This is a genomic window from Flavobacterium soyae, from assembly GCF_021245985.1.
In the GTDB taxonomy this organism is placed as follows: Bacteria; Bacteroidota; Bacteroidia; order Flavobacteriales; family Flavobacteriaceae; genus Flavobacterium; species Flavobacterium soyae.
Map to the genome: position 1 here is coordinate 45,292 of NZ_JAJQXA010000005.1, position 11,837 is coordinate 57,128.

The window sequence follows — 11,837 nt, forward strand, 5'->3', positions numbered from 1 at the left end:
TACAAAAAATATGATGAACCGTATTTTTTTAAAACTTAATATCAATAAAATGGGCTTTTTTTACTTCAATTTTTTAATAATTTTACAAAGATTAAAATAATGTCCGATGAAAATTTTCATAATAAATATTAATCAATAATGTGGCACCATTTGCAGACGCTAAATCGATCAGACTTATTTCACAAAGTGCATCTATTCTGCATGTTTGATCTTTAATCGATTTTACTTTGCCTGCACTTTTATCAAAAACGGCAATGTTTTCAATAGCATTTTTTATTATGGTAATCAATTGTTTAAAATCATCCGGTGATAATTTATTTTCTTTTACATAATTTTCTAGTCGGGCACCTTCTCTGTAATGAGGATAATTTTCTAATCCCATAAAGGTCAGCATCCAGACTTTATTATAATTCCATATTGTTTTAACAATTCCAATATAGTCTGCTATCAGCTCATCATGCAGGTTATTAGTTGCCTGTCCGTATTTTTTGAGCGTATATAAATGCGTAAATTCATGTTCTTTTCGAATAGAAATGGAGTATGAAATCCATAAATCTTCTTCCAGTCCCAATTGACTTGCAGTTACATTGCTGTAAGGTTTTGTACTTAAAATGATCAATTTATCTTTATACAAAGATTTTTTAAGCATAATATTGTTTGAAAACTCGGTATTCCAGTCTCCAAAAGGATTGTTCTGCAGCCAGTTTTTTTTAATGATATTAAACCGTTTCGAGTTATTAAGACCATTTAATAACACAGCTCCCATTGATGCAGGAATAGGCAAGGGATTGTTTTTATGTATTATGGACTGTAGTATTTTTACAAAATCTTCATTATTAGGAATGGTTAAAACCGGGATTTTGCCTGCAATACTTTCATGAAGTTCTAAACTGATATTTTTTGTGTCTTCTAATTTTATGTAAGAAGTTAATTTTATATCGTTTGTTGTTCCTTTTAAAAGCATGTTGTTATACAATTCGGCTTTATCAATTTCTTTATCAATTAGAAAATTTAATGACGGATAACATTCTTTTAGCGCATTAAAAATGTCTTTTCCATTTGAAAAATTCATTAAAAAATCTTCCCAGAATTGAATTTCTGTGCCTTCGGTAAAACTAGAAGCTGTGCAGTCATCATTTAAAGGAAACTTATTAAAAAGATAAGCTTTAAGTTTGTCTGATAAATCAATTGATGCAGCTTGATCAATTGGTTCGGGGAGAAATGAATTATTCATGATCATTACGAAATTTGGCGTTTAGCCAGTTGTGTAAATATGCCATCTTGCTGCATTAACTCTTCATAAGTGCCACATTCTTTGATTTCTCCTTGATCCAGAACATAAATACGATCTGCGTTTTTTATGGTGCTTAATCTATGTGCGATCACAATACGTGTAGCCTGAAGTTTGTCTAAACTTTCGGCTACAATATTTTGGGTTCTGTTATCGAGCGCACTTGTGGCTTCATCCATAAACAGTAATCTTGGTTTATGTACAATGGCCCTTGCAATCATAAGTCGTTGTCTTTGTCCGCCAGAAAATGTTCCTGCACCTTCGCTGACAAGGGTGTGCATTTCCATTGGCATATTCTTGATATCTTCTTCCATTCCTGCCATACGCGCCGCATCCCATGCATCATCTAAGGTCAATTCAGAATTCCCGACAATATTCTGGTAAATGCTGCCGGCCATCAATGCTCCATTTTGCAGTACAACGCCTATTTGTCTTCTTACAAGCTCTTTGTTCATGGTGTCAAAAGTATTTCCATCATAAAAAATAGAACCCATTTCAGCATGTTCGAATCCTAAAAGCAGTCTCATAATAGTTGATTTTCCGGAACCTGAAGGACCAACAAAAGCAACCATTTCGCCCGGCTTAATCTTGAAGGTAATATTTTTTAAAATCAGAGGCTGATTTTCGTTGTATCTAAACGAAACGGAATTCATTTCGATATCTCCGGCCAATTCGCCCGGATCAATACTCTGATCCATAGATTCTGCTTCTTCTTCTAAAATTGGTTTTACCCTTTCGTACAGCGGAATAACATTTAAGGAAGTTATAAATGCCATACTTAACCTTAAACTATCACCTAAAAATTTATTAAAAGCTGTAATAAATGCCATAAATGAACCTACAGAAATTATGTTTGCTCCTGCAGCACCTGGGTTGACTACACTGTAGTAGATGAAAGAGAAAAAGAAAATACTGGTAAAAAGGGGATAGGAGCTATTGAAAATTTCAACAAAATTCTGATAACTGCCAGAACTGAATCCTAATTGTTTTAGTTTTGAAAATTTTTCTGCCCACAGGGTAAAAACTCTTCGTTCTCCGCCTGTTATTCTTATTTTGCTGATACCGGATAAAAATTCAAAAAGAAAACCCTGAATTTCTCCCTGATATTTCGAAACTTCCCGATCGTATTTTAATTTTAAACAGCCAATAGTTATCATAAAAACAATAGCAATTACAGCTAAACCTACACCAATCCAGGCTAAACTGGAGTCATAATAAAAAAGAAGTATCAGATTTACAAAAGAGAATGCTCCGCTTAATACTGCCGTCATTAAGGTACTTGAAAGTATTTGCCGGATCGAATTGATACTCAAAACCCTGTTAGTAAGATCTCCTGCGGTATATTTTTTATAAAAAGTTACCGGTAGTCGCAATATATAATCCATTACACCTGCCTGGAGATTAATACTGGATTTTGATTCTACTCTCATTTGCAATACGCCCTGTACAAGCTGAAGTCCTGCAGTTACAAAAGCGATCACAATCATGATACTAAATATTTCTAAATGTATGGATCTGTCTGCCGCCGGAATAACATCATCAAAAATAACTCCTGATAAAACAGGGACTAACAGCCCAATCAGGCTTCCTGCAAATGAAGCCAGAATTAATAATTTGGCATCTTTTTTAACGCCATTCATAGCAAAATTTAATACCTTTTTCATGGAATCCATTTTGACATCGAACCCAGAAAAAAACATATAACCAATTGGTTCTAAAGAGTCAGCTATTTCGTTGTTGACAATTGACTCAGAGCCATCGGATAAATTTTTTATTAGATAAGAACTGGACGTTTTTTGTATAAGCGCAACGGGTTCGTTTTTTTGTTTGGTAAAGGCCAGCAAATGTCCGTTTTCTTCTTTCCACCAGGCATCTCTTAAAATGATTTTGCGGACTCTTATTTTAGAACTTTTTGCAATGGCATACAGCAGGTTTTTTGCGCTGGTTTCGTTTGCATCAATATGTTTGGGTTCTTCAAATTTAAATTGGCTGTGATCTGCTATAACCTGACATGTAGAATAGAGTATGTTTTGTTTATTTAGCTTTGAAGGGGCTACATGCGGTACACTTTTTTTATTGCCTGTTACTATAGATTTTATTTTTTCGAGCGTGTTTTTTAACTCATCTTCTTCACTGACCAGTTTAGCATTAAAATGCTCATTTTCAAAAACACTATTGTTTTCTATTGTTTTACAAAGCTGTGCATAAAAATAAGATTGTATTTTTTCTAAAGAAATCAAAAGATTCACTTCTTCCTCTATAACTTCTCTGGTACTTAGTATTTTAATTTCTGTTTGATCTGATAAGGATTTTATCCATAATTTATTCGATACAGGAATTGGAAAATTAGAAGTATCATCAAAATTTACAACAATATCAGATGAAAAGGCAGAAAGACTTCCGCAGTTTAAGCTTACCCAGTTTATGCCGTGTGAAGGATATGCAACCGTATTTTCTTTTAAATTTATTGTGTTAAAGTCATCAAGGGCGGTATAAACTCTTGGTGTGTTTTGAAAATTTAATTCGGAGGATGTTTTTGATATCCATTTATTGATCAGATTTTTCAAAAAGAAAGGATCAATATTCAAAAGATCACTTTTTTGAATTGCCAGTAATTTAGCTTCATTCGAATAAACGATTAATCTAATATTTAGGGTACAATCCCGAGGTAATAAGCTAAATAGTAATTCGCCTTGTTTTGCAGCATACAGAAATTTTAAAGGGCATAAATACTCTCCGTCTTCATCAATTTTAGTATGAAACACATTTACTTCACCCGAAATAACCATCCAGAAACTGTCTGTACTATTAAGAATCAATGGATTTTCAACGCCTATATGTATTTTCTCTTTCACTGACATGGTATTAAATTTATTTTGATTCGATCAAATGTGCATAAACTCCATTTTGTTTTAGCAATTCCTGATGAGAACCACGTTCTACTATTTTTCCCAGCTCCATTACTATTATTTCGTCACAATCAATAATAGTGCTTAGTCTGTGCGCTACAATCAGGCAGGTACAGCCTCTTTTCTTGATATTATCCATTACCGTTTTTTCAGTAGTTGGATCAAGGGCGCTGGTGGCTTCATCCATAACTAAGATAGTCGGGTTACCGGATAAGGCTCTGGCAATTTCGATACGCTGACGCTGTCCGCCGCTAAAATTGGTTCCGCCTTCCATTACAGCGCTGTCATAACCATCACTTCTGGCAGAAATAACATCGTGAATTGCAGCATCGCGTGCAGAATTTATAATGTGTTTTTCTGAAATCATAGAATCCCAAAAAGAGATGTTTTCTTTAATTGTGCCATTAAATACAATAACATCCTGATCTACTACGGCTAATGAACTTGTAATGATGTTTCTTGCAATGGTTTCTCTGTTTTTTCCATCTAATAAAACTTCACCTTTCCACGGATCATAAAGTCCTGAAGCTATTTTGGCTACTGTTGATTTTCCACTTCCGGAACCTCCTACTAAGGCAACTCTGCTTCCGGGTTTTAATTTTAAATTGAAATTTTCTATTAATGCCGGCATTGTTGTATTATACCCAAATGTGACATCTTTCATTTCAAAATACCCAATCAGTTTGTTTTTAGGAATTTCGTTATGATCGGACTGTGAGTTTTGATTGGATTCTTTTTCTCTAAACTGATTATCAATTTCATAATTCAATACATCATCTATTCGGCCCATGTCACTTTCTGTTTCATGCAGTGTATTACCTACGGTTACCAATTGGTTAACGGGTGTAATAAAATTGTTCATCAAATAAGTAAAGGCTACTAATGCTCCAAGGGTCATTTCGCCGTCCATAATTCGTAAAGCTCCAATTCCCAGAATTAAGAAATTTGTTAATGATGTGATCAAATTAGGAAGAACATTTAATCGAATAGTTAACCAGCCCAGTTCTTGCTGTGCGTTCATTACTTTGGCCAAATATCCAATCCAGTTGGTAAAAAAATCATTTTCTCTTCCGGATGCTTTTAAGGTTTCAATCATGCTGATTCCAGAAGTAGTTGTACCTAACAATTTTCCGGTTTCGTTACTTAATCGGCGGCTTCCGTCTTTTCTGGCTGTGGCCACACATTTTAAGATGATGATATTTAATGCCGCCATAAAAATCCCGATTAAGGTCAGCGTAACATCATAAGAAAACATTAGTATCGCATAAAAAATGACCACTATAACATTTAAGGCTGCATTAGCTAAATCACCGCTTAATAATTTGGCAACTTTATCATTTAAAGAAACCCTGTTGCCAACTTCTCCGCTGTAACGCTGTGTAAAAAAAGCAATTGGTAAATGAAAAACATGCCACAAAAACTTACTGGAAGTAACTAAGGCTAATTTTGTTTCCAGCTTGAGTAAAAAGTATTGCTGAAGATATACTAAAACCGAATTAATAATTAAGATTCCGCCCATTATCAACAATAACGGCATTACAAAACCAGAAAAATTGTTGACCAGATATTTATCTATAAAAACGGTAAGAAACGAAGGAATTATTAAACCCGGAATTACTAAAAATAAACTGGCAATAATGATGTAAGTTATGCTTAATTTAGAACTGGCTACTCTTGAAAGTAAAGAACCCATAAGTCCTTTTTTCTCATTTCCTTTTTCAAAACTTTCGTTAGGATCAAAAGTCAAAACCACTCCGGTATAAGCATCATCAAATTCCTGATGGCTTACGGAGTATCTTCCTTGGGCAGGATCGCTTAAGTATACCTTTTTTTTGGTAAAACCTTCGAGTACTAAGAAGTGATTAAAATTCCAAAAAATGATGGCAGGCGTTTTAATCTGCATTAGCTTTTCAATAGATTTGGCATATCCTTTTGCGTCTAACCCAAATTCTTTAGCGGCCTTAATGATGTTAGTTGCTTTAAGCCCATCTCTGGAAACACCACAGGCTATTCTTAATTTTTCTAAAGGAACGAATTTACCAAAATGTCCTAAAATAATACTTAAAGCTGCCGCGCCGCATTCCACGCTTTCCATCTGTAATACAGTTGGAACCTTAACTGGCCGGGCTTGTTTTTCAATAACAAAATTTGCAATATCTCCCATTTGTATTTATTAATATAAATCAAAAAATTTCTTGAATGCGGGAACTACTATCGTTACAGGAGGTTCTTGTTTTATGGTTACTTTTCCCATGCATGAAGTACCTTCTTTTATAAAAATATCCGGTCCTTTTGCCGATGTCCATTTAAATCCGCTGTATGATTTTGGGTCTTTTTCAAAATCAACATGAACTTCAAATAATGGGCCTTGTGCCAAAAGTCCTTTTGCAAGCTGATCATTTTTAACAGAAGTCAGCATACCTTGCTGTGTAACAGGAAAATCAGAAACATAAGTTACTTTGCCTTTTATAAATCCATATTCCTGCGGCTGAACGGTCGACGGAACTACTAAAGCTTCCATGCCTTTTCGTATTTTTTTTCCATCTTGTGACGGAATGTATAAAACTCCTTTTAACACAGCTAGTTTTGCTTCGCTGAGGTTTTTGAGTTTAAATAGGGGAGTTCCAGCAGCGACAACAATTCCCGCATCTGTTAAAACCTCTATAACTTCTCCGTCATACGGGCTTTTTATGTTTTTCTGCTGATCGTATCTTTCGGTTAAAAATTGGAGATTTCGTTCGGCTTCAGCAATTCTCTGGCTTTGCAATGTTACTTTTTGCTGCAGATCATAACCTAAATTGTGCTGCTGTGTCGAGGTTTCTACAGTTTGTCCTTTTAAACGTTCAATAGTATTTTTTGAAGCTTCAATTTGCTGTCTCGTAACTGCCACTTCAGATTTGGTTATTAAACCTTTGCTAAGAAGACCATTCTCTGATTCCAGCTGATTGTTCAGGAAAATTAATTTCTTTTTTTCTGCTTCAATTTCGCCCTGAATACTTACGCGTGTTTGTTTAATCAATTCACTTTGCAGTTGTGTTCCCTGGCTTCCATAAGAAGCCAGTTTTCCCATTTCAAATTTTCGATCTGATACTACTGCCTTTGCATCTTCTATTTGCTGGTGTAGTTCCGGCTGCTGTATCGTGGCAATGACATCACCTTTTTTTACATGATCTCCAATTGCCACTTTTAATTCTACCAGCTGCCCCTGCGATGTAGCTACAACTTCGTGAACTTCGCCTCCCTGAACAACCCCAATTACATCTAGTTTTGTTTTTACTGTGCCCATAAATGCCCATAATACACCTGTAAATAGTGCTGCTGCAACGGTAACAAGCGCGATCCAGGCTTTGGGGCCTGTAACTTTAATTAACTGATCTAATTTTTCTGGAGTAGAAAGCTTTTCTAATGCTGATTTTCTGAAAAAACTTGCTGACATAGTTTCTGGGTTTTTTATTAATTTTCTGTATTTGGAACAGTGTAAAATGCATTTGGAATAACTTTAAAATCAAGGTTTTCTTTAGAGACAAGTGTACCTGTTTCGTGTCTGAGGCTTATAATTGCATTTGAAAACTGCTGTTCTGCATTTAGATATTCTAATTCTGAATAGGTGAATCTTTCCTGAAACAACATTAAATTTAAAAGAGTGGTTAGGCCCATTTGAAATTTTATTTGTTCGTTGTCAAAAGCTTCTTTGTGAAATCCCATAGATTCTTTTGCTTTTTCAAGAATTAAGACACTATTGTTTAAGTTATTAAGTGCCGCATTTATATTTAAATCGACATTTCGATTGGTATTATCGCTTATTATAGCCTGATCTTGTACAGCAATTTTATTAATCGAATAATTTCCTTTTGCCAGATTATTATTTAAAGCAAATGTGAAGGTCAATTTTGCTCCCACGCCAAGATCCTGACCCTGGTTGTTTACAAATGAAGAGAATGTTTTATCGACTCCGTTTCCCACACTTGTGCTGCCGTAATAGGCAAAACCGGTTAAATCCAGCTGAGGTTTCAAATTATTTTCGGCCAATTGATATTGGAGTTCTACCGCTTCTGTAACTTTTTGAATGGCTTTTAAATCGCCTCGATTGTCTTTGGCTCTTTTAATGAGTGCTTTTTTATCGATATTTTCCTTGTATCCACTTTCTGTAACCACCGGAAAATTGCTTGCAGGATCACCCAGCTGCTGGCTTTCTTCGTCAGATAAACCTATTGCTCTTCCTAAATTTAATCTTGCGTTATATAAATTTTGCTGTGCAGTAAAGGTTAACCTTTCCTGATTGGTTAAATCGGCATTTACCTGAGCCATATCGCTCTCAGGTTTTTTGTCTGCTTTTATTAATTCTTTTGTTATTTCTAATACGTTCCTTACCCGGCTTTCGTTTTGTTTGTAAACATCCAGACTTTTAAATGCGGTATAATAAGTCCAATAAGCAATACCAATTTGCAGGATTTCATATGAATTTGTAAACTCGTAATCAAATTTGTTTTTATCAATATAAAGGCTTGCTGTTTTCTCTCCTGTTGTTGCTGTTTTTTTTCCTCTTCCTCTTAAAAGAGGCTGTGTTAATGAAAAATTAAGTACCCCGGTATGATTTCCATAAAACGGCCCTACAAACTGATTGAATGTATTAAGCGGAAAATTACTGTCATTATAGAGATATCTTAAACTTACTTCGGCAATTTGCGAAGTCCTAAATCTTTTTTGCAAACCAGCTGAAAAATCTACTGAATTTGACTTCAGCGATCTGTCTATATACTGATTTCTAGGATCAGCATCATAGAGATTCAGCCTGCTGTTTTGATAAGAAAGTGCCGAGTTTAAATTAAAATCAAATGTGCTCCATTGTACCTGAAGTTCTCCTTCGGCATTTTGTATCGCATAGTAAGTCCTTTTAATATTTGGGCTTTTGTCAAAAGCTATGCTGGAAATTTCAGTTAAATCACATTTAATTTTAGACTGGCTTTGTAAGTTATTAACAGCTGCAATCCATATCGCAAAAAAGGAATAGTATAATCTCATTTAAATTTTGGTCTTAAAATTTATATTTTATTATGCCTCCGAAAATCGATGCAGAATCTGCCCAAAACGTGAGCCGGCCTGTGCAACACCATCTAAAATTTTTGTATCGATTAAATCTTCTTCTTCCGGTGTTCCGTAACCTAATTGATCTGTTGTTTTTCTTAATCTGTTAGACAGAAACAAGGCTAAACCATAATAAAAATTGGCTTTGAAATCTGGGTTTGTTGTAAGCCGCATTTCGATCACCTCGCGGGATATTTTATAAACTACGGATGTTTTTTTAGCAATTACAGAAACTGACGGCGGTCTTGTTTCTAAAAAAGACATTTCGCCAACAACCTCTCCAGATCCTAATGTTGCAATGTCTTGCTTATCACCATTCTCTGCACATACAGATAATTGACCTGATAACACGATGTATAGACTATCAATAAAATTGCCTTTTTGGATAAGTCTTTCACCGTTTCCTAATTCTATTTTCTGGCCATTGTTAATGAACCATTCTACATCTCTGTTATTAAACTGACCTAAGAAAAAAAGTGCTCTTTTCATAATTTTATTTTTTTTAAGGTTATACTAATTTATTTGTAATTCGTTTGTTGATTAAGACAAAGAATCTGTGATTTCTGACACCTGAAATTTTCTATTTATACATATTCCCCAAAGAATCGTATAAACCTTCATAGTCAATAGTACTACTAGTGCGATTAGAAGTTCCTCCGCTTAATTTGTCCAGCTTTTTTTCATCTAATTCCTGATCCTTTTGCTGCATCTTTATAGGAATATTGATGTACAGATATTCGGGATCAGACTGGTCTGTCACTTTGATCTTTTTTCCGATGGGTAATTTTCTGCCAAAAAACTTTTCTAATGTTTCTTCGGGGTTTGTAATTAATGATTTTTTAAAATCATCGTTTACCCAGGCTTCTGTAATTATCCTAAAAAAAACATCCTGACCCTTTTTTTGTTCTTCTGTTAAAATCATTTTATTTAGTCTTAAATTTATATTTTGTTTAATTTTTTATGGTTTTGATTAACAGTGTTTTACCGTAAAGAATTTATTAGTTCTTTAGGTGAAATGTCATATTGATACGAAAACAATTTTGAGAAATAATGTACATCGTTGTACCCAACAGAATAGGCTATTTGTGAAATTGAGTTTTGTATATAATTATCAATCATGTATTTAGCTCTATGAAGTTTCAATATTCGGATGTACTTATTGGGTGTGAGGTAAACTAAATTTGCAATTTTTCTATGCAGCTGTCTTTCGCTTACTGCCATTTTATAAGACAGTTCATAAAGGTTCATATCATTTTGGCTGATAGAATTGTAAATTTCTTTTTCTAAATTCAGTAACCAGTCCTGATCTAATTTTGTCACTTTTTGTGGATTAATTTTATTTACACACAATTCCTGAACATTTTTATTAGATTCATAAATGTCAAAAATTTCCGGACGTCCCTGAACTGTCAGGCTTACCGATTTAGATTTGATTCCATCTAAAATTTCATCAATCAGGTCATTAATTTGTTTGCTGCTCGAAAAAATAATTTCACTTTGTGTTTTAGTATCTGTTATACTGGGCTTGCTGGCCTCAATAATGTTTTCTAACGGGTTTTTAATATTCTGAACTATCTGGTTCAAAATATCTGGAGAAGACCAATCTATTGTGGTATTTTTTATCATTTCATTCATGATTGTAATAGAATTAACTGTTAATCAATAATTTGAAAAATTTTAATTGGGTCTTTTACTGTGCAGTATTTGGGGTATAGTGGTTTTGGCTTATATCTTAATTTATTTAGGAGGAAGAATTAACATGCTTGGGAGTGATACTTTCTCTTTTTAAAGGATTTAGGGGATATTTTATCGATAGAGAAGGAGGTTACAAAATTTTTATTGTTATTATAAAACTCCTTTAAGCCATCGTAATTCAATGCTATTGGTATAGTTTCAGAACCCAGATAGTGAGCAGAGGCTCCTATAACCTGAGCTTTTATTCCCAGCAGGTTCATAATTCTTAATAATTTGCTGTCGCACTCGGCAAAGGCAACACCATTTTTTTGTTCACAAATGGGAGCAATGGCACAAACCATTAATTTTTTAAAAAGAGTTTTATCCTTGAGATTTTTTTTAGTTGCAAATCGGCCAATGTGCCAAACGGATGAGAACTGGTCAGAATAGCCGAAGACGCTTAATGGATCGATATTAAAAATTTTCTGAAGGGGGAGTTTTGTTTTATAATCCCATTTAATTACTCTAATCGATCCCTGAATATTTCCTGAAAAATCTTTTGCAACGAAAATTTCAGAATCTTTAAAATAATTTAATTCTTCATCATACACTTCCTGAGTGTCTGTTACAAGTTCATTACTATTTACATCTTCACAATGATGACTGAAGTTCTCTTCGACTACAAACTTGGCTAATTCACTCAGCTGGTCTAGTTCTAGTCTTTCTAGGTAATTTTGAGTTATAATCATGAGTTCTTTGGTTCGTTGGTTCCTAACAAAGCTAATTTTCATATGTCATTATTTTACTACACTAAATAATAGTATTTATTTGAAAATCAATAAACTACACTTTTGTGTAGCGGCAGTTTTAAATTGTAA

Annotated in this window: 9 protein-coding genes; all 9 read right to left on the reverse strand. The window is 34.1% G+C overall.

Annotated elements, in window-relative coordinates:
* Positions 1-91: 91 nt before the first annotated feature.
* The 9 genes from LUU93_RS08150 to LUU93_RS08190 all read right to left on the reverse strand — a co-directional run bounded on the left by LUU93_RS08150 (position 92) and on the right by LUU93_RS08190 (position 11,750).
* Complete coding sequence (locus LUU93_RS08150; RefSeq protein ID WP_232680159.1) at positions 92-1,234, reverse strand: DUF7005 family protein; 1,143 nt, start codon at positions 1,232-1,234, stop codon at positions 92-94.
* 5 nt (positions 1,235-1,239) lie between these two features.
* Complete coding sequence (locus LUU93_RS08155; protein WP_232680161.1) at positions 1,240-4,152, reverse strand: NHLP bacteriocin export ABC transporter permease/ATPase subunit; 2,913 nt, start codon at positions 4,150-4,152, stop codon at positions 1,240-1,242.
* A gap of 10 nt (positions 4,153-4,162) precedes the next feature.
* Complete coding sequence (locus LUU93_RS08160) at positions 4,163-6,364, reverse strand: NHLP family bacteriocin export ABC transporter peptidase/permease/ATPase subunit (RefSeq protein ID WP_232680163.1); 2,202 nt, start codon at positions 6,362-6,364, stop codon at positions 4,163-4,165.
* A gap of 9 nt (positions 6,365-6,373) precedes the next feature.
* Positions 6,374-7,636 carry an NHLP bacteriocin system secretion protein gene (locus LUU93_RS08165; protein WP_232680165.1) on the reverse strand — a complete coding sequence of 421 codons (1,263 nt, stop codon included), beginning with the start codon at positions 7,634-7,636 and terminating at the stop codon, positions 6,374-6,376.
* Positions 7,637-7,653: 17 nt separating this feature from the next.
* Positions 7,654-9,222 (reverse strand): TolC family protein, encoded by a 1,569-nt coding sequence (locus LUU93_RS08170; protein WP_232680167.1) that lies wholly within the window; start codon positions 9,220-9,222, stop codon positions 7,654-7,656.
* Positions 9,223-9,252: 30 nt separating this feature from the next.
* Complete coding sequence (locus LUU93_RS08175; protein ID WP_232680170.1) at positions 9,253-9,774, reverse strand: cyclic nucleotide-binding domain-containing protein; 522 nt, start codon at positions 9,772-9,774, stop codon at positions 9,253-9,255.
* A gap of 91 nt (positions 9,775-9,865) precedes the next feature.
* Positions 9,866-10,207: an NHLP leader peptide family RiPP precursor gene (locus LUU93_RS08180; protein ID WP_232680172.1), complete on the reverse strand. Its 342-nt coding sequence runs from the start codon at positions 10,205-10,207 to the stop codon at positions 9,866-9,868.
* Positions 10,208-10,266: 59 nt separating this feature from the next.
* Positions 10,267-10,911, reverse strand: a complete 645-nt coding sequence (locus LUU93_RS08185) for a helix-turn-helix transcriptional regulator (protein ID WP_232680174.1) — start codon at positions 10,909-10,911, stop codon at positions 10,267-10,269.
* Positions 10,912-11,039: 128 nt separating this feature from the next.
* Complete coding sequence (locus LUU93_RS08190; RefSeq protein ID WP_232680176.1) at positions 11,040-11,750, reverse strand: hypothetical protein; 711 nt, start codon at positions 11,748-11,750, stop codon at positions 11,040-11,042.
* Positions 11,751-11,837 lie beyond the last annotated feature (87 nt).